Source organism: Rhodospirillales bacterium, from assembly GCA_016699855.1.
Taxonomy (GTDB): Bacteria; Pseudomonadota; Alphaproteobacteria; order Reyranellales; family Reyranellaceae.
In genome coordinates this window covers 5,277,524-5,295,776 of record CP064988.1, presented here as the reverse complement: position 1 = coordinate 5,295,776, position 18,253 = coordinate 5,277,524, and the positions used below count along the sequence as shown (strand labels likewise).

Annotated in this window: 19 protein-coding genes; 4 read left to right on the top strand and 15 right to left on the bottom strand. The window is 70.8% G+C overall.

The features are described 5' to 3' along the window. Window positions 1-30: 30 nt before the first annotated feature. Genes IPK81_25130 through IPK81_25115 form a run of 4 tightly spaced genes read right to left on the bottom strand, consistent with a single transcriptional unit; the run spans window position 31 to window position 4,070 of the window. Complete coding sequence (locus tag IPK81_25130) at window positions 31-1,071, bottom strand: hypothetical protein (protein ID QQS12693.1); 1,041 nt, start codon at window positions 1,069-1,071, stop codon at window positions 31-33. A 16-nt stretch (window positions 1,072-1,087) separates the two neighbouring features. Next, entirely contained in the window at window positions 1,088-2,251 is a 1,164-nt protein-coding gene (locus IPK81_25125; GenBank protein QQS12692.1) for a flavin-dependent monooxygenase, read from the bottom strand. A 21-nt stretch (window positions 2,252-2,272) separates the two neighbouring features. Next, the gene (locus tag IPK81_25120) at window positions 2,273-3,286 is read right to left on the bottom strand and encodes an NADP-dependent oxidoreductase (protein ID QQS12691.1); all 1,014 of its coding nucleotides are present in this window, start codon (window positions 3,284-3,286) and stop codon (window positions 2,273-2,275) included. A 13-nt stretch (window positions 3,287-3,299) separates the two neighbouring features. Next, on the bottom strand, window positions 3,300-4,070 hold the full coding sequence (locus tag IPK81_25115; protein ID QQS12690.1) for an SDR family oxidoreductase: 771 nt from the start codon (window positions 4,068-4,070) through the stop codon (window positions 3,300-3,302). A gap of 187 nt (window positions 4,071-4,257) precedes the next feature. Here IPK81_25115 and IPK81_25110 point away from each other — a divergent pair, with 187 nt between their 5' ends. Then, window positions 4,258-5,463 (top strand): LLM class flavin-dependent oxidoreductase, encoded by a 1,206-nt coding sequence (locus tag IPK81_25110; protein ID QQS12689.1) that lies wholly within the window; start codon window positions 4,258-4,260, stop codon window positions 5,461-5,463. Between the two features lie 9 nt (window positions 5,464-5,472). Here the strand turns inward: IPK81_25110 and IPK81_25105 are convergent, their stop codons facing one another. Genes IPK81_25105 through IPK81_25095 form a run of 3 tightly spaced genes read right to left on the bottom strand, consistent with a single transcriptional unit; the run spans window position 5,473 to window position 9,084 of the window. Further along, a complete protein-coding gene (locus IPK81_25105; GenBank protein QQS12688.1) occupies window positions 5,473-6,822 on the bottom strand; it encodes a class I SAM-dependent RNA methyltransferase in 1,350 nt (449 codons plus the stop codon). Further along, window positions 6,801-7,814, bottom strand: a complete 1,014-nt coding sequence (locus IPK81_25100) for an asparaginase (protein ID QQS12687.1) — start codon at window positions 7,812-7,814, stop codon at window positions 6,801-6,803. The genes IPK81_25105 and IPK81_25100 overlap by 22 nt, the downstream gene beginning before the upstream one ends. A gap of 10 nt (window positions 7,815-7,824) precedes the next feature. Continuing rightward, window positions 7,825-9,084: a cytochrome P450 gene (locus IPK81_25095; GenBank protein ID QQS15260.1), complete on the bottom strand. Its 1,260-nt coding sequence runs from the start codon at window positions 9,082-9,084 to the stop codon at window positions 7,825-7,827. A 128-nt stretch (window positions 9,085-9,212) separates the two neighbouring features. On the opposite strand from IPK81_25095, the gene IPK81_25090 reads away from it, so the two are divergent. Together IPK81_25090 and IPK81_25085 are read left to right on the top strand one after the other, a co-directional pair. Then, complete coding sequence (locus IPK81_25090; GenBank protein QQS12686.1) at window positions 9,213-9,674, top strand: L-2-amino-thiazoline-4-carboxylic acid hydrolase; 462 nt, start codon at window positions 9,213-9,215, stop codon at window positions 9,672-9,674. A 109-nt stretch (window positions 9,675-9,783) separates the two neighbouring features. After that, window positions 9,784-11,340, top strand: coding sequence for a long-chain fatty acid--CoA ligase (locus IPK81_25085; protein ID QQS12685.1), 1,557 nt, complete (start codon window positions 9,784-9,786; stop codon window positions 11,338-11,340). Between the two features lie 12 nt (window positions 11,341-11,352). Here IPK81_25085 and IPK81_25080 read toward each other — a convergent pair whose 3' ends face one another. Continuing rightward, window positions 11,353-12,339: a tripartite tricarboxylate transporter substrate binding protein gene (locus tag IPK81_25080; GenBank protein ID QQS12684.1), complete on the bottom strand. Its 987-nt coding sequence runs from the start codon at window positions 12,337-12,339 to the stop codon at window positions 11,353-11,355. Window positions 12,340-12,435: 96 nt separating this feature from the next. Between IPK81_25080 and IPK81_25075 the strand changes: the two genes are divergently transcribed. Continuing rightward, window positions 12,436-13,047: a DUF938 domain-containing protein gene (locus IPK81_25075; GenBank protein ID QQS12683.1), complete on the top strand. Its 612-nt coding sequence runs from the start codon at window positions 12,436-12,438 to the stop codon at window positions 13,045-13,047. 70 nt (window positions 13,048-13,117) lie between these two features. On the opposite strand, the gene IPK81_25070 is transcribed toward IPK81_25075, so the two are convergent. The 7 genes from IPK81_25070 to IPK81_25040 form a co-directional block, all read right to left on the bottom strand. Further along, window positions 13,118-13,699, bottom strand: a complete 582-nt coding sequence (locus IPK81_25070) for a glutathione S-transferase family protein (protein ID QQS12682.1) — start codon at window positions 13,697-13,699, stop codon at window positions 13,118-13,120. Beyond that, window positions 13,693-14,547 carry an inositol monophosphatase gene (locus IPK81_25065; GenBank protein ID QQS12681.1) on the bottom strand — a complete coding sequence of 285 codons (855 nt, stop codon included), beginning with the start codon at window positions 14,545-14,547 and terminating at the stop codon, window positions 13,693-13,695. The genes IPK81_25070 and IPK81_25065 overlap by 7 nt, the downstream gene beginning before the upstream one ends. Window positions 14,548-14,566: 19 nt before the next feature. Further along, entirely contained in the window at window positions 14,567-14,854 is a 288-nt protein-coding gene (locus IPK81_25060) for a co-chaperone GroES (protein QQS12680.1), read from the bottom strand. 73 nt (window positions 14,855-14,927) lie between these two features. Beyond that, complete coding sequence (gene hflX / locus IPK81_25055) at window positions 14,928-16,199, bottom strand: GTPase HflX (protein ID QQS15259.1); 1,272 nt, start codon at window positions 16,197-16,199, stop codon at window positions 14,928-14,930. A gap of 144 nt (window positions 16,200-16,343) precedes the next feature. Then, window positions 16,344-16,613 (bottom strand): RNA chaperone Hfq, encoded by a 270-nt coding sequence (hfq, locus tag IPK81_25050; GenBank protein QQS12679.1) that lies wholly within the window; start codon window positions 16,611-16,613, stop codon window positions 16,344-16,346. A 107-nt stretch (window positions 16,614-16,720) separates the two neighbouring features. Then, window positions 16,721-17,368 carry an HAD family hydrolase gene (locus IPK81_25045; protein ID QQS12678.1) on the bottom strand — a complete coding sequence of 216 codons (648 nt, stop codon included), beginning with the start codon at window positions 17,366-17,368 and terminating at the stop codon, window positions 16,721-16,723. After that, entirely contained in the window at window positions 17,368-18,228 is an 861-nt protein-coding gene (locus IPK81_25040) for a D-amino-acid transaminase (protein QQS12677.1), read from the bottom strand. The genes IPK81_25045 and IPK81_25040 overlap by 1 nt, the downstream gene beginning before the upstream one ends. Window positions 18,229-18,253 lie beyond the last annotated feature (25 nt).

Below are 18,253 nucleotides of genomic sequence, written 5' to 3'. Positions count from 1 at the left end.
GCCGCGCTCGGGATGACAGGCAGGCGCGAATCAGACGCCGGTGATCTCCTTCAGGTAGCCGAAGAACGCGCGCTTGCGGAAGGAGTTGATGCCCCAGTCGACCGGCAGCGACTGGAAGCCGTCGGGGTACTTCTCAGGGATCCGGCGGTAGTCGAAGAAGCCCCAGCTCGCGTATGAATCCACCGCCGCGCGCATGTTGTTGTCGGGCAGGTGGAAATCGTAGTGGTCGTCCTCGTTGAACGCGACGGGCTGGCCGCGGTACGTCGCCCGCGCGCGGGTCTCGCGCACCATGCGCCGGATCCCCTCCGGGCTCTCGACGTGGTTGCCGTGCAGGAGCAGGTAGTCCGCCTCGGCGACGACGTTGTCGGGCGGCGCGGCGCCGCCGGCGAAGCTGGTGCTGGCCAGCAGGCGGCCGGCGGGCGTCCGCAAGCGGCCGCTCGACCGCTCCTTCACGCGCTTGATCATCTCGTGCCCGCGCGACGCGGCGATCACGTCGTGCGCGAACCATGGAAGGTCGACCTCGTTGCCGATCTCGATCAGCGCGTTGCGGCAATCCTGCGCGACGAGCAGCTCGACGACCTCGTCGACGGCCCGCAGGCAGGCGGCCTCGTCCGCGAGGTGCCCGGTCTGCCGGCCGTAGAAGCAGCCGAGGATCACCGCCATGCCGAGCGCGTCGGTCGCGCGGAGCACGTCGAGAATCCGCCGCGCGTAGTCCGGCTTCAACGCGCCGTCGGCCGCGAAGCCGGTCGTGACCCACGGGTGGTTCCAACTGTAGCCCTGCGGGCTGCCGCCCTGCAGGTTGACGCTCACGGCCAGCAGCCCGTGCGCCCGGTAGGACGGCAGCGCCGCGACGAACTCGCGCGTGCTGCGGTCCGCGTCCCATGGTCCGTCGGCGTACGCCCAGACGCCCCGGGTGGCGGGGTTCACGTCGTCGATCACCGCGTTGGCCATCCGCGAGTTGAGCAGCAGGCCCTCGATCTTGCGCGCGCCCCAGCGGCGGCCCTCGTAGGTCGGCCGGCCGTCGATCGTGAAGCCGTCGCCGGTGATTCCAATCGTGGTGCGGCCCGTCATGCTCCGCCCTCCCCGTCTAGATCATGCTCGGATCGGTCGGCAGGCCGAGGAGGACCCGGCCGGCCAGCTCGTAGCTCGGCGGCGCCACCATCATGTGCTGCGTGATGACGTGGGCGTCGCGGAAGCGCCGCTGCAGCGGGCTGTTGCGGTACACCGCGGTGCCGCCACCGAGCGTGTAGCAGATGTCGACGACCCGCGCCGACTCGTTGGCCGCGTGGGTCGCGGCCAGGCGCAGCGCGGCGCGCCTCGCGACGCTGATCGCGCCGGCCTCCGCCTCGGCCCAGGCGTCGAGGATCGCCTCCACCATGAAGGCGCGGGCGCCGCGGAGGATCGCCTCGGCCCGCGCGATGTCGCCCTGGGTCGCGCCGCGCTCCGCAAGCGCGCGGTTGCTGAGGGTCGGCTTCTTGGCGCCGGCCAGCTCGACGATGTCCGTGATCGCGCCCCGCGCGATCCCGAGCGACGTCATGGCGCAGATCATGCCGAGCAGGCCGAACATCGGGAACACGTAGAGCGGCGCTTCCACCCGAGGCTTGTCCCGGGTCAGCGAGATCGTGTGGGCGGCCGGCACGAACACGTCCGTCACCTTGATGTCGCAGGACGCGGTGCCGCAGAGCCCGGACGTGTACCAGTTGTCGACGAACTCGATCTTATCGCGCGGGAAATAGACCGTCAGAACCTCGGGGACGCCGTCGCGGATGAGGCGCGGTTTGCCGTCCTCGTAGGCGACGCAGCCGCCCTTGATCCACGCGCAATGCGGGCTGCCGCTGGCCCACTGCCAGTGGCCGGTGACGCGGTAGCCGTCGCCCTCGCGGACCGCCTTGCCGCGCGGCGCGAAGATGCCGCCGGTGACCGCCTCCGGCGCGCCATGGATGAGCCGCGCGACATCGGGCGCGAGATAGGCCGCCGTGCTGCCGGAGCTGGCGCCGATGGCGACGTTCCAGCCGGCCGAGCCGTCGGCGGCGGCCGTCTCCTCGATCGCCTGCATGAGCACCAATGGATGCGCCTCCTCGCCGCCGACGGCCTTGGGCACGCACAGCTTGAAGACCTTGGTGCCGATCAGCGTCCGCGCGAGGTCGGCGGGCAGCCGGCGCGCCGCCTCGATCTCGTCGGCGCGCGCGGCGATGCCTGGCAGCAGCGGCCGCAGCCGGTCGAGCACGGGATGGTCGGGCCACACGGTCATCGCATCGTTTCCTTGGTGATATCAGCGCGCGAGACGCGCCAGCGGGCGCCCGAAGATCTCGCCGCGCATCTGGGCGCAGAACAGCGCCGGCAGCGCCTCGATCCCCTCGACCACGTGCTCGCGGAATTTCAAGCGGCCGTCGCGGATCCAACCCGTCATCGCGTCCAGCGCCTCGCCGTAGCGGCCGGCGTAGTCGAACACGACGAGACCCTCCATCCGCAGCCGCTTGCCGATGAAGTCGTAGACGCGGCGCGTGCCGTGGCGCTCGCCGGCGGCGTTGTAGTCCGACAACTGGCCGCAGACGACGACGCGGCCGCGCGGCCGCAGGCTGGCGATCGCGGCGTCGAGGGTCGGTCCGCCGACGTTGTCGAAATAGACGTCGACGCCTTCCGGCGCGGCCTCCGCGATCCGCGCCGCCAGCGACTCCACGGGCTCGCCGGCGCGGCGGTCGATCACCGCGTCGAAACCGGCCTCGTCGACCAACAAGCGTCGCTTGCCGGCGCCGCTGGCGATGCCGATGACGCGGCAGCCCGTGATCCTCCCGATCTGCCCGGCGGTCGCGCCGACCGGTCCGGCGGCCGATGACACCAGGACCGTCTCGCCGGGTTTGGCCGCGCCCACGTCGAGCAGGCCGAAATAGGCCGTGAGACCGGGGATCGAGAGGATGCCAGCCCAGGCGCTCAGCGACGGCGTGTCGGCCGGAACGCGGGTGACGCCGCGGCCGCTGATCTGGACGTGCTCGGCCCAGCCGAACGGCCCCGACAGCAGGTCGCCGGGCGCGAACGCGGCGTTGCGCGACTCAACGACACGACCGACCGCCGGCCCCTCCATCGTCTCGCCGATCTCCATCCCGCGGGCGTAGCTGGCCGCGCCGCCGAGCCGGTTGCGGCTGCCGGGATTGGCGGTAGCGTAGAGCACCTCGACCAGCACCCGTCCATCCGCGAGCGGCGGCAGCGCGCGCCGCTCGACCCGGAAATCCTCCGGCACGGGGACGCCGTCCGGCCGGCGCGCGAGGACGACGTGGCGGGAGTCCATCGGATCGACGGACTCAGCCGCCGCCGACCCCGATCACGCCGCCGTCGGCGACGATCATCTGCGCCGTGACGAAGGCGCCGGCCTTGGAGGCGAGGAAGCAGGCGACGCCGCCGATCTCGTCCGGCTCGCCGATGCGCCGCAGCGCCGCGCGGCGCTCCGAGTTGGCGCGGATCTCCGGGTTGTCCCACAGCGCCTTGGCGAAGTCGGTCTTGATCAGGCCCGGCGCGATGGCGTTGACGCGGATGTTGCTCGGCCCCCATTCCGCCGCCAGCGACTTCACCAGCGACAGGTCGGCGGCCTTGGACATGTTGTAGGCGGCGATGTGGAGCGACGCGGTCAGCGCGCCGATCGAGGACACGACGATCACGACCCCGTCCTTCCGCTCCGCCATCTCCGGGCACACCATGTTGGCGAGCCACAGGTTGCTCATGACGTTGTTCATCATGATCTTCTGGAAGACGTCCTCCTTCAGCCCGGTGAGCGGTCCGAAATAGGGATTGCTGGCGGCGTTGCAGACCAGGATGTCGATCCTGCCGTAGGCCTTGCGCGCCTGCGCGATCAGGTTCTCGAGCTGGGCCTTGTCGGAGATGCTGGCGGCCACCGCCGTCGCCTCGCCGCCCCGCGCCTTGATCCCCTGGACGACCTCCTCGCAGGCGGGCAGCTTGCGGCTCGACACCACGACCTTCGCGCCCTGGATCGCCATCTGCTCGCAGATCGAGCGGCCGATGCCGCGGCTTCCGCCCGTGACGACGGCGACCTTGCCCGTCAGATCGAACATCGACATCCGCTTCCTCCGCTCCGTGTGTTTTCGCGACCGCACCATAGCGACGCGGCGACGTCGCGCACAAGCGTACCGGCATGCGGAAGGAATGGCCGCGCAGCGGGCCGAGGAGGCCGCCCGGTGGTTGCCGGCGGCGGCGTTTCGCGTTCAGATCGCCGCTGGAGCGAAGCGGGCGGAAGCGGAGGACACCATGAAGTTCGGCATTTTCTACGAGTTGCAGCTGCCGCGCCCATGGGGTCCGGACGACGAGCGCAAGCTCTACCAGAACGCGCTCGCCCAGATCGAGCTGGCCGACCGCCTCGGCTACGACCACGCGTGGCAGGTGGAGCACCACTTCCTCGAGGAGTACTCGCACTCGCCGGCGCCGGAGATGCTGCTGGCGGCGGCCAGCCAGCGCACCAAGCGCATCCGCCTGGGCCACGGCATCTTCCAGCTCACCACCAACCACCCCGCCCGCGTGGCCGAGCGCATCGCCACCCTCGACCTGCTGAGCGACGGCAGGGTCGAGTTCGGCATGGGCGAGAGCGCCAGCTACACCGAGCTGGAGCCGTTCGACCGCACGATGGAGGAGAAGCGCGCGGTGTGGGAGGACGGCGTGCGCGCCGTCATGCCGATGTTCAAGGACGGCGGCTGCTCCTACGACGGCCCCTACTTCAAGTTCCCGCTGCGCAACGTCCTGCCCAAGCCGGTGCAGAAGCCGCACCCGCCGCTGTGGGTCGCCTGCTCGCAGCTCGAGACCATCGAGATGGCGGGCCGCCGCGGCATGGGCGCGCTGGCGTTCCAGTTCCTCAGCGCCGACGCCGCCAACGCCTGGGTGCACGCCTACTACAACTCCTTCGTCCGCCGGCAGGACAAGCTCTGCGAGTACGACACGAACCCGAACATCGCGGTCGTCAGCTACTTCATGTGCGCGGAGACCGACGAGGAGGCGCGCCGCCGCGCCGATGGCGCCACCTTCTTCCAGTTCGCGCTGCAGTTCTACGGCGCCTCGAAGAACCGCGAGCGCCCCGCGCCGGGCACCGTCAACATGTGGGACGAGTACAACAAGTGGAAGGCGGCCAACCCGGAGCAGGCCGCGCGCGCCCTCCAGGGCGGTCTGATCGGCTCGCCGGAGACGATCCGGCGCAAGCTGCGCAAGTTCCAGACCTCGAACGTCGACCAGATCATCCTGCTCAACCAGGCCGGCAAGACCTCGCACGCGCATATCTGCGAGAGCCTCGAGCTGTTCGCCAAGGAGGTCATGCCGGAGTTCCACGCCGCCGAGCCCGAGCACCAGGCGTGGAAGCGCAAGGTGCTGTCGGGCGACATCCAGCTCGACGAGATCGACACCACGCCGCACAAGGACCGCTTCCGGCCGGGCTCGATCACCGTGCAGCGGCCCGCCGCGGCGGAATAGCCGCGAACGTCAACGCCCGTGTCGCGGTCGGCGGAACAGCGCCGCCAGCTCGACGTGCGGCGACCATAGGAACTGGTCGACCGGCAGGAGCCTTTCCAGCCGGTACCCACCATCGACCAGCGTTTTGGCGTCGCGCGCGAAGCTGAGCGGATCGCACGACACCGCGACCACGGTGGGGATCCTGCTGCGCGCCAGTTCGGCGGCCTGCGCGGCGGCGCCGGCGCGCGGCGGATCGAGGATCGCCGCGTCGAACGCGTCGAGCTCCTCGGCGACCAGCGGGTCGCTGGCGAGGTTGCGCAGGTTGGCGGTCGCCACGCCGTTCAGCGAGGCCTTGCGCAGTCCCGCCTCCACGGCCGCCACGGCCGCGCGGTCGCCCTCGTAGAGAGTCGCTCGGCAGCCCGGCAGCAGGCCGAGCGACAGCGTGCCGATCCCGGCGTAGAGGTCGACCAGCTTCCGCGCCGGCCCGATCCACGCCCGTACCGCGTCGCGCAGCGCCATCTCGCCGGCGACGCTGGCCTGGAGGAACGCGCCCGGAGGCGGCTCCACGGCGACGCGTCCGAAAGCGAGCGACGGTTGGTGGCGCACGACGACCGGCTCGGATTGGCGTCGCGTCCCCCACGAGACGCGGGCGGCGTCGACCGTCTCGGCGAAGGTCGCCAGCGCCTCGCGCCTTGCCAGATCGAGCGGCAGACGGTCGGCCGGCACGATCAGGACGTCGGCGCCGTTGTCGGTCCAATTGACGACCGCGTCCGCCTCGCCGGCCGCCGGCAGCATCCGTCCGGCGGCGAGACGCAGCGGCGCGACCATTGCGGCCAGCTTGGGCATGAGCACGGGGCATTGCGCGAGATCGACCAGCTCGTGCGATCCGCGCCGCGCGAACCCCGCGCGCACGCCGTCGCGCGACCACCGCAGGGTGAGATCGACGCGGCGACGTCCGCCCGCCGTCGTGCGCGCCAGCGGCAGCACCTCGTCCGGGACGATGCCGTGGGCGCGTAGCGCGGTTAGTGGCGCCGCCGCCTTCCACGCGGTGTAGTCCATATCCGGCCAGTGCTGCGCCGCGCAGCCGCCGCAGACCGTGAAATGCCGGCACATCGGCGCGCGCCTCGCCGTCGACGGCTCGATGACGCGCAGCAGATCGGCCTCGGCGCGCGCGCCGGCGTGGCGGCGTGGACGCGCCTCGACGGTCTCGCCGGCGAGCGTGTAGGGCACGTGGAGACGCACCGTCGGATCGCCCGGCGCCGGCGCCCAGCCGAGCATGGCGGCGTTGACGCCCTCGATCCTGAGCGTGACGGCCGGAGCGTCGGTCGCGGGCTCGGCGGCCGGCCGCGGCCGGGGCCTTACGACGCCGCGCCGAGCCACGACGCCGCCGGCCGGATGTCGCCCACACGCAGGCCGACGACGTTGAGGACCGGCGGGTTGACCGCCGCGTCGAATTCCGCCGCCGACAGCACGCCGAGATGGCGCAGGATCGTCGCCATCGCGACCTCCGAGGCGCGCGCCGCCCCGTCCCACATCTTCAGCGCCACTCCGACGCCGAGGGTCGGCAGCATGCCGCAATAGACGCCCTCGGCGCCGGTCTTCACCTGTGCGATGCCCGGCAGGGCGCCGTTGATGCGGGTGCAGAAGCGTCCCGTGCCGGCCATGAAGAATGGCTCCGCGTTCATCGCCGCGCGGATGCGGATGGCGGCCTTGGCGCGCGCCTCCGGCAGGCGCGACGGATCGGCCATGTTGGCCATCGCGCGGGCCATGCCGCGCAGCGGCACGCCGATCGTGGGGATGCCGCAGCCGTCGGTGCCGGCCGGGGCGGCCGAGAGGTCGCAGCCGGACAGCTCGCCGTAGATCGCGGTGATGCGGCGCTGCACGGGATGCGCCGCCGTGATGTATCCCCGGGTCGGCTCGCCGAGATGCATGGCGGTCGTCAGAAATCCGGTGTGCTTGCCGGAGCAATTGTTGAACGCCGCCGTCAGCGGCGCGCCGGTCCTCAGGAACGCCTCGTAGATCGGCAGCCGCGTCGGCGCGTGCGCCCCGCACTCGAGATCGGCCTCGGACAGGACGATTTTCGTCAGCCACGCCCGCACCGCCTCGACGTGGCGCGCCTCGCCGTTGTGCGACGCGCAGGCCAGCGAAAGCTGGATATCGGTCAGCCCAAAGCGGTCCGCCGCCCCGCTCTCGACCAGCGGCAGCGCCTGGATCGGCTTGATCGCCGAGCGTGCGAGGACCAGCGCGTCGATATCGCCCCACGATTCGACGACCGTGCCGTCGGCGCGCATCACCGCGCCGGCGCCGATATGCCGGCTCTCCACCACGGCGCCGCGGTGGAGTTCGACGACGATCGGATTGAGGCCTGACACCGTCCCCCGCTCAGGCCCAGGTCGCGGGCATGGTCGTCAGGCCGCGCAGGGTGAAGTTGCGCCGCCAGCTCGGCGCCTCGATCTCCCCGACCTTCAGATCGGGCAAACGCCGGACCAGTCCGGCGAAGGCCTCGTGCGCTTCGATCTTGGCGAGCTGCGCGCCGAGACAGTGGTGGATGCCGCCGCCGAACGACAGCGGCCGGATGTTCTGCCGCCGCACGTCCAGCCGGTCGGGATCGGCGTAGACCGCCGGATCGCGGTTGGCGGCACCGAGGAAGGTGATCACCGAGGCGCCCTTCTCCAGCGCCACGCCGCCGACCTCGACGTCGTCCATCGCGACGCGCCCCGTCATCTGCACCGAGGAGTCGAAGCGCAGCAGTTCGTCGATCGCGTTGGCGATCAACGACGGATCGGCCTTGATCGCCGCCCACTGGTCGGGATGGCGCTGCAGCGCCAGCAGGCCGTTGCCGATCAGGTTCGCGGTGGTCTCGTGGCCGGCGGCGAACAGCAGCCCGACATTGGCGCGCAGCTCCTCGGCGCTGAGTCGGTCGCCCGCCTCCTCGGCCTGCACGAGCTGGGTCGTCAGATCGTCGGTCGGCTCGCGCCGGCGGCGCTCGAAGAGCGTGTCGAAATAGGCGCCGATGGCGGCGCCGCTGGCGTTCGCCGAATCCATCTCCTCGCGCGTCATCGGCACGGGATCGATCAGCCGTCCGTTGACCTTGGACTGGTCGAAGAATTGTTGGCGGTCCTCCTCCGGGATCCCGAGCATGTCGCAGATCACGATCACCGGCAGGCGGTGGGCGAAATCCCAGATCACGTCCATCCCGCCCTTGTCGGCGACGCGGTCGATCAGCGCGCCGACGATGGCGGCGATGCGCGGCCGCATCTCCTCGACCCGGCGGGCGGTGAACGCCTTGGTCACCAGCCCGCGCAGGCGCGTGTGGTCGGGCGGATCGAGCACCAGCATGGTTTTGGCCAAGCTGGCGATGGCCGGCTCATTCGGCGCCGCCTCGCCGTAGCGGCGGCGCATGTTGCCGGCGTAGTCCTTGCCGAATCGCTTGTCGCGCAGGATGAAGGCGACGTCCTCGTAGCGGGTCGCCACCCACATCCCCAGCGGTGATTTCCACACGGGCGCCGCCGCGCGGAGCTGATGGTAGACGGGGTACGGATCGGCGATGAACACCGGATCCAGTGGATTGAACACGGGCGGCGCGGGGGCGCGGTGACGGTGTCGGGCATGCGGCGCGGACTCCGGTGAACCATGATTTATGAACGAGGCGTCACCCTATCAGAGCCGCTGGGCCGCCGCGATAGCCTCGCCGCCCCGAGCGGCCACCTCTTGCACCGGACGTGAACCCGCCGCAGGCTCGCGGAAGCGCCCGTCCGAAGGAGGCAGCGATGACCGACAAGCCGCAGCGCGACCCCATGCTCGAAGCCACGATCATCCAGGCCCGCGCCGTGATACCCATCGTCAAGGCGTTGGAGAAGGAGCTCGGCAAGGAGCGCGCCCACGCCCTGGTCGGCAAGGCCATCGCCGACAACTACGTGACGTGGCGCGACAAGCGCGGCTTCACCCCCGACACGCATCCCGGCCGCGACTCCGGCGGCCCGTCCTTTCCGGTGGTCAACAAGGTGGTCGAGGACACCGACGAGGCCTACGGCCACGACGTGGTCGGCTGCGCCTTTGCCGACTACTTCGGTTCCATCGGCGAGCCGGAGATCGGCGCGCTCATGACCTGCGGCGTCGACTTCGCCGCCGAGGCGCACATGCGGCCAGGCTGGGACTTCAAACGCACCCAGACCCGCATGCAGGGCGCGCCGTGCTGCGACTTCAGATGGCGGCGGAAGCCCGCTCCGTAGCGGAGCGCGAGTGACTAGGAACGGTTGCGCGCGCGCGCCCACCCTTCCATTCCGTGCCCCGCCGTCTAGGATCGCCCCGTCACGATCCTGAAGGGACGCCGGAAACGCCATGTATCTGACACAGGGACTGCGCCGGGCGGCGCAGATCAAGCCGCGCGGAGTGTCGACCGTGTTCCGCGGGCGGCGCCACGACTGGACGACGAGTCTGGAGCGTGTGGCGCGGCTGGCCGGCGGATTGCGGGCGCTGGGTATCGGCGCCGGCGACCGCGTCGCGATCCTGGCGCTCAACAGCGACCGCTATCTCGAGCTGATGTACGCGATCCCGTGGATCGGCGCCGCCATGGTGCCGCTCAACACGCGGCTGGCGACGCCGGAGACCGAGTACATCCTGGAGGATTCCGGCAGCGTCGCGCTGTTCGTCGATGGCGCGATGCGGGCGCACGCCGAGGCGCTGGCGGGCAAGATGCCGGCGCTCAAAGCCGTGATCTGGCTGGACGACGACGCCCCGCCCGCCGGCATGCGCGCTTACGAGGATCTCCTTTCGGCGGGCGCGGTCGACGATGCCGGCGCCGGCGGCGAGACGCTGGCGGGTCTGTTCTACACCGGCGGCACCACCGGCAAATCCAAGGGCGTGATGCTGAGCCACGCCAACCTGACGTGGAACGCCATGAACGCCATCGCCGGCATCGGCTTCGACGGCGACACGGTCTATCTCCACTCCGGGCCGATGTTCCATCTCGCCGACGGCGCGTCGAGCTTCGGCGTGACGCAGTGCGGCGGCACCCACGCCTTCGTGGCGCGGTTCGACCCCGTGGACTGCCTGACCGCGATCCAGGCCGAGAAGGTCACGCACGGCCAGTACGTGCCGACCATGATCAACATGCTGTGCAACCACCCCCGCTTCGCCGAGTTCGACGTGTCGAGCCTCAAGCGCATCCTCTACGGCGCCTCGCCGATGCCCGAGGGCGTGCTGCTCAAGGCGCTGGAGGTGTTGCCGGGCTGCGGCTTTATCCACGCCTACGGCATGACCGAGGCGGCGCCGATCCTGACCCTGCTGCCGACCCGCTACACGACTCTCGACGGGCCCTACGCCGGGCGGCTGAAATCCTGCGGCCTGCCGGCGCACACCGTCGATCTGCGGATCGTCGACGCCGACCGCAGGGAGGTGCCGCGCGGCACCGTCGGCGAGATCGCGGCCAAGGGGCCGATGATCATGCTCGGCTACTGGAACAAGCCGGCGGAGACGGCGGCGGTTCTGGAGGATGGCTGGTACTACTCCGGCGACGGCGGCACGATGGACGACGAGGGCTTCGTGTTCATCGTCGACCGGCTCAAGGACATGATCGTGTCCGGCGGCGAGAACGTCTACTCGGCCGAGGTCGAGAGCGCGATCACGCTGATGCCCGGCGTCGCCGAGGTCGCGGTGATCGGCATCCCCGACGAGAAGTGGGGCGAGACCGTCCACGCCGTCGTCGTGCCGCGGCCGGGCGCTGAGGTGACGCCGGAACAGGTGCTCGCCCATTGCCGCACCCGGATCGCCGGCTACAAATGCCCGCGCTCCGTGGAGATCAGGACCACGTCCCTTCCCCTCTCGGGCGCCGGCAAGGTCCTCAAGCGCGACCTGCGCGAGCCCTACTGGAAGGGCTACGCCAAGCGCGTGAACTGACCGCGTGGTCTCCTACTCGATCACCGCGCCGGACGCCTTGACGACCTCGGCCCAGGCGGCGCGGTCCTTCTTCACGGTGGCGCGGAACTGTTCGACCGTCTCGCTGCGGGGCGTGTTACCGAGCTCGACGAGGCGCTGGCGGATCGCCGGCGTCTCCAGGGTCTTGCGGACGGCGGCGTTGATCTTGGCCGCGATCGCCGGATCGAGGTCCTTGGGACCGAACAGACCGAACCAGATGAAGCTCTCGTAGCCCGGCACGCCGGCCTCGTCGATCGTCGGCACGTCGGGCACGGCGGCGACGCGCGCCTTGGTGGTCACGCCCAGTAGCCGCACCTTGCCGGCGCGCCAGTGCGGCAGCACGGTCTGCACCTGGTTGAAGATGCAGCAGACCTGGCCGGCGATCACCGCCTGGATCGCGTCCGGCCCGCCCTTGTACGGCACGTGCACCATGTCGAGCCCAGCGCGGCGGTTGAAATCGGCGAAGGCGAGATGGGTGCCGGTTCCGTTGCCGGTCGAGGCGAAATTGTACTTGCCCGGCGCCGCCTTCACCTTGGCGATGAAATCCTGAACCGACGACGCGTCGATCACGGCGGGGTTGATCGTCAGCACGTTCGACACGTCGACCAGCGGCGAGATGGGCGTGAAATCGGTCTCGACGTCGAACGGCAGCTTCTTGTACAGGGCCGCGTTCACGCCGTGCGTGGCCGCGGTCGACAGCAGCAGCGTGTAGCCGTCGGGCTTGGCCTTGGCGACGGCGTCCGACGCCAGATTCCCGCCGGCGCCGGATTTGTAGTCGATCACGATCTTGGCGCCGAGCTCCTTCTCCAGCGGTTCCTGGAACATGCGCCCGACCACGTCGACGCCGGACCCCGCCGGGAACCCCATGAGGATGGTGATCGGCCGCGACGGCCAATCCTGCGCCCGGACCGGCGCGAACGCGCCCGCCGTGACGATCAGCGCCGACGCGGCGGCGGCCAGACGCGCGATGAACCCGGACATCCGATGTCCCTCCGTGTGGTATGCGATGGGCCGATTGAAACACCGCCTCCGGCGCCGCGCCAGCGCGACGTCGATCTCAGGAACGGATCGCGCCCGATGAACGCCGACAACGACCCGCGCCGCCGCGCCCCGGCGACCGAGCGCAACCGCGATCCCATCCTCGCGGTCCTCCGGTCCGTACTGCCGGCACGCGGCGTCGTGCTGGAGATCGCCAGTGGAACCGGGGAGCACGCGGCGTATTTCGCGACCGGTCTCCCGGCCATCGAGTGGCAGCCCAGCGACCTCGAATTCGCGGCGGTGCCCGGAATCGACGCGTGGAACGACGCTCTGCCGAACGTCCGCCCGGCTGTGGCGCTCGATGTCGAACGCGCGCCGTGGCCGCTCGACGAGGCCGACGCGCTCTTCTGCGCCAACATGATCCACATCGCGCCGTGGTCGGCGGCGCTGGGATTGCTGCGCGGCGCCGGCCGCATCCTGCCCCCGGGCGGGCCGCTGATCCTCTACGGCCCGTTCAAACGCGGCGGCCGTCATACGGCGCCCAGCAACGAGGCGTTCGACTCCAGCCTGCGCGCCCGCGATCCCGCATGGGGTATCCGCGATCTGGCCGACGTCGCGGCCGCCGCCGGCATCGTCGGGCTGACCCTCGACACGGTGGTCGAAATGCCGGCGAACAACCTCACCGTGGTGCTCCGGCGCGTTGCCAGTTAGCGCCATCGGCTGGTCACGCTCGCTGTCATCCCGAGCGCAGCGAGGGATGACGGGAGGAGCTGGGCCGTATCTATGCCGGCAACTCGTAACCGACCGCCGCTTCGACCTCCAACGTCCGCTGGACGGCGGGCCGCGCCACCATCCGCGCGTGATGATCCTCAAGCGCCGGGAAGTCGTCGGGCGACGGCTTCAGCGAGCCGCGCAGGCGCCAGAACAGCCGGAACAGGTGGATGCCGGCGATCGAATAACGCCCGACCGCCCATGCGCCGGCGCCGAGGCGGCGGTCGGCCAGTCCGTAGACGGTCCGCGCGTGGTCCAGCCCTTTGGCACGGGCGGGATGCAGCGTGGCGGCGATGAACGACATCCACGACAACGCCCGCGCCTCGGCGTCGAGATCGCCTTCGGGCCACAGGCCTGCCTCGGGATGGCGGCGCGCCAGGTAGTAGAGGATGGCCGCGACCTCCGTCAGCGCCCGACCGTCGACGATCAGCGTCGGCACGTTGCCCTCGGGATTGATCCGCAGATAGGCCTCGGCGCGCTGCTCGCGCTTGGCGAGGGAGACCGGCATCGCCTCGAACGGCACGCCGATCTCGTGGAGCGCGACATGCGGCGCCATCGAACTGGCGCCGGGCGAGAAGTACAGCGTCAGCACGCCGCGCCCCGACCTCCGGCGCCGTCGAGCAGCGGCGCCGGCGCGCCCATCAGTAGTTCGTACAATTCGCGCCAACGCCCCTCGTCGGAGGCCACGAGGATGCCGGCGTCGACCCGCTGCGTCGGCGCGTAGGGCGCACCGTCGTGCCGGTTGGCGATCCCGCCGGCCTCGCGCACCAGGAGGGCGCCGGCCGCGTGGTCCCACGGCTTGGTCCAGCGGTACAGCGAGAAATGGCTGCGGCCGTTCAGCGTCTCGAGATACTCCAGCCCGGCGCAACCGAACGTCGTCAGACCGCCGAGCCGGGAGAGCGCGTCCGGTCCGAGACGGGACACGACCTCGCGCTTGAACTTGTAGCCGACGAAGCCGTTGGTGTCCTTCAGTGGCGGCGCCGGTGGCAGTTCCGAGGTCTTGCCGTCGAAGCGGACACCGCCGCCGAGGGAGCCCACCGCCATGCGGCCGCGCACGGGATCGTGGATCCAGGCCGCCACGGTCTCCCCGCGGCGCGCGAGCGCGACGATCACGGCGAAGCGGTCGTGCCCGCGGGCGAAATTCGACGTGCCGTCGAGCGGATCGACGATCCAAGCCAGCTCGGCCTCGGCGATGTGCGACAGCAGGCCAGGTTCGGCCGCCACCGCCTCCTCGCCCACCACCGGGGCGCCGGGCAGGATCAGCGCAAGTCCGGCGGCGAGGCGCCGCTCGCAGGCAAGGTCGGCGACGGTGACGAGGTCGCCGGGCGACTTCTCCCGGATGTCGCCGGGCCCCAGACGACGAAAGCGCGACAGCAGTTCCGCCGTCGCGCTTTCCTGTACGAGATCGGCGACCCGTTCGAGATCGCGGTCGCCGAGCATGTCGCGGGACCGGCCGGCGTCAGCCGACCACGCCCATGATGTCGCTCTCCTTGAGGATCACGTAGTCCTTGCCGCCGAGCTTGACCTCGGTGCCGGACCACTTGCCGTAGAGGACGACGTCGCCGGCCTTCACGTCCATCGGCTGCAGGCGGCCGTCCTCGAGGCGCGTGCCCTTGCCGGTGGAGACGACCTTGCCCTGCATCGGCTTCTCCTGCGCCGTGTCGGGAATGATGATGCCGCCCTTGGTTTTGGTCTCGGCCTCGACCGGCTCGAGCAGCAGGCGGTCGTGCAACGGCTTGAATTTCATGGTGTTTCTCCGTGGTGCGATGCCGGTTTCGCCGCGTCGGGCGTGCGAGCCGCGTTGTAGGAACCGCCGGGGTTCACGTCAAGTCGCGGCCCAGCCGGCTCGACAACCGGGCGCGGCTCTCGTCGTCCAACGCGACGGTGAAGCGCGCCATGCCGTCGTCGTCGCGGCGCGATCTGACCTCGCCATGCCGGTAGAGCCAGGCGATGGTCGCGCCGTCGCCGGCGTCGATCTCGACCTCCACCGCCTCGCTCGCGGCCGACAGCCGCGCGGCCACGGCGTCGAGCAGCGCGTCGACGCCCTCCCCCGTCACCGCCGAGATCGGGTACGCCCGCCGCCGCTCGGCGCCGGTCGCGGACACCGCCTCCAGCCGCGACCGCGACTCCGCGACGAGCAGGTCTATCTTGTTCAGCGCCTCCAGCATGTCGCCGCGTTCGATCCGCTCCTCTAGGCCGAGATCGCGCAGCACGCGCTCGACGTCGGCCTTCTGCCGTTCGGCGTCGACATGCGCCACGTCGCGCACGTGCACGATCAGGTCGGCCTCGAGCACCTCCTCCAGCGTGGCGCGAAACGCCTCGACCAGGGTCGTGGGAAGGTCGGCGATGAACCCGACGGTGTCGGACAACACCGCGCGCCGGCCGTCCGGCAGGCGGATCGCGCGCATCGTCGGATCGAGGGTCGCGAACAGCAGGTCCTTGGCCATGACCTCGGCGCCGGCGACGCGGTTGAACAGCGTCGATTTGCCGGCGTTGGTGTAGCCGACCAGCGCCACGGTCGGGATCGCGCCCCGGCGCCGGCCCGTGCGGTGGAGCGAGCGCGTGCGACGGACCTGGTCGAGGTCGCGGCGGATGCGGATCATGCGGTCGCCGATCAGCCGGCGGTCGAGCTCGAGCTGCGACTCGCCGGGGCCGCCGAGGAAGCCGAAGCCGCCGCGCTGGCGCTCGAGATGGGTCCACGACCGCACCAGCCGGCTGCGCTGATAGTCCAACGCGGCCAGTTCGACCTGGAGACGGCCCTCATGGGTGCGGGCGCGGGCGCCGAAGATCTCAAGGATCAGCCCGGTGCGGTCGATCACCTTGCAGGACCACGCCTTCTCCAGATTGCGTTGCTGCACCGGAGACAGGCGCGCGTCGACCACGACGACGGCGACCTCGGCGGCCTTGAACGCCTCGCCGAGGCGCGTCACGCCGCCGCTGCCGATCAACGTCGCCGGGGCGGGGCGCCGCAATGGCAACGCCTCTCGGACCCGCACGTCGAGCTGGATCGCCTCGGCCAAGCCGACCGCCTCCGCCAGACGCGCGTCGGCGTCACGACGGTTGTCGCCGTCGGCGGTCCTGCCGGAAGCCATCGGACAGATGACCGCCGCGATGGTGGGCGCGGCGCGCGTCTCGCGCGGCACGGGCTCGGCCCGGCCCTCGTCGATCGCCTCCACGGTCTCGGCGTGGGAGGCGTCGTGCTCGCTATCGGCCGGAGCCCGGGGGCGTCGCGCCAATTAGTGCTCGCCGCCGGCCGCCGCCGGTGCCGCCGGCGCCTTGTCGCCCTCGAACAGGCTGATCGGCGTCACGGGCATGATCGTGGAGATCGCGTGCTTGTAGACGAGCTGGGAATGGCCATCCCGTCGGAGCAGGACCGAGAAATTGTCGAACCACGTGACGATGCCCTGCAGCTTGACGCCGTTGACCAGGAAGATCGTGACCGGGGTCTTGGTCTTGCGAAGGTGGTTCAGGAACACATCCTGAACGTTTTGAGCCTTTTCGGACATGCTCTTGCCTCTTTCTGAGGTTGGTTGCCGCCATGGCCCGGAGGCACGGCGGGTGGGGTCGGCGCGTGGGCCGCGCTTCATCACGCAAGATATAGGCTGGAGACTGTCTAAATCAACTTCCACAGCGCATGGCAGTCCCGCACGTGAAACGCCGGAGGATGCCGCTCGAACTCCAGCGGCTCCGGCGGCTCGTCGCGGATCAGCACCGGCAGGCATCCGGTGTTGTGGGCGCACTCGAGATCGATCGCCGTGTCGCCGACGAACCAGACGGAATGGTCCGGGCCGAAGCCGGCCGGCTCGAGCGCGCGCGCGACCGGGTCGGGCGCCGGCTTGTCGCGCGCCGTGTCGGTCGCTCCGACGATCCGCTCGAAATATCCGCTCCAGCCGAGATGGCCGGCCTCGATGCGCAGCGCCGGCCCCATCTTGTTGCTGACCACCGCCAGGTAGAGGCCGCGCTCGCGCAAGCCCCTCAACATCTCGCCGGCGCCGTCCTTGGCCCGCAGCCGGTCGAGATGGACGACGCGGAAGGTCGCGTAGAAGACCTCCCTCGCCTCCTCCCAGCGCGCCGGGCCGAACAGCTCCGGAAAGGCGTCGCGCAGCGATTTGTGCGCGCGCGCCCGGGTCTCAGCCTCGGTCCACGGCGGCATGCCGAAATGCGCGAAGGTCGCGTTGTAGCAGGTCGTGATCACCGGCCAAGTGTCGACCAGCGTGTTGTCCCAGTCGAACACCAGCGCCTTGGGCGCCGACGGCGGCATCACGCGAACGGCTCCACCGACATCACGGCACGGAAGTACTCGGCGCGGAGCCGGCGCGCGGTCTCGCCTGGCGCGCCGTCGCCGACCGGCTTGTCGTCGATGCGGACGATCGGCGTGACGAACGCCGTGGCGCTGGTCATGAACGCTTCGCGCGCCGATTGCGCCTCGGCGATCGTGAACGGCCGCTCGACCAGCTTGAGCTGGAGCTGCTCCGCCACCCGTTTGACGGTCTGTCGCGTGATCCCCGCGAGGATGTCGTGCCCGGTCGGCCGGGTGACCAGCTCGCCGTCGGCGGTCACGATCCAGGCGTTGCTCGAGGTGCCCTCCGTGACGTCGCCTTTGGCGTCGATCTGCCAGCACTCCCAGGCGCCTCGGCCGCGGGCGATCCCCTTGTTGATGGCCGAGCCGAGCAGGCCGACGGTCTTGATGTCGACGCGCTTCCAGCGCAGGTCCGGCGCCGACACCACGGCGACGCCGGGCCCGACGTCGACCTGCGGCCGCGGGGTCGACTTCGCCGTGACCACGACGGCCGGGGCGATGCCGGCCGGCGCGACGTAGTCGCGCCGCGCCACGCCGCGCGAGACCTGGAGATACACCAGCCCGTTCCGGACCCGGTTGCGGCGCGCGACCTCGCGCAGCACGAAGCGCAGCGCGGCGCGGCCGAGCGGCGGGGGGATGTCGAGCTCGGCGAGGGACCGGTCGAGGCGGTCGAGATGCGGTTCCTCGTCGAGCAGGCGTCCGTCGACGATGCCGACGACCTCGTAGACGGCGTCGGCGAACTGGTAGCCGCGGTCCTCGACGTGGACCATGGCCTGGCGGTGCGGGACGTAGCGGCCGTTCACGTAGGCGATGCGCGACATGACGCGGACTCCGTTGCCTGTGGCC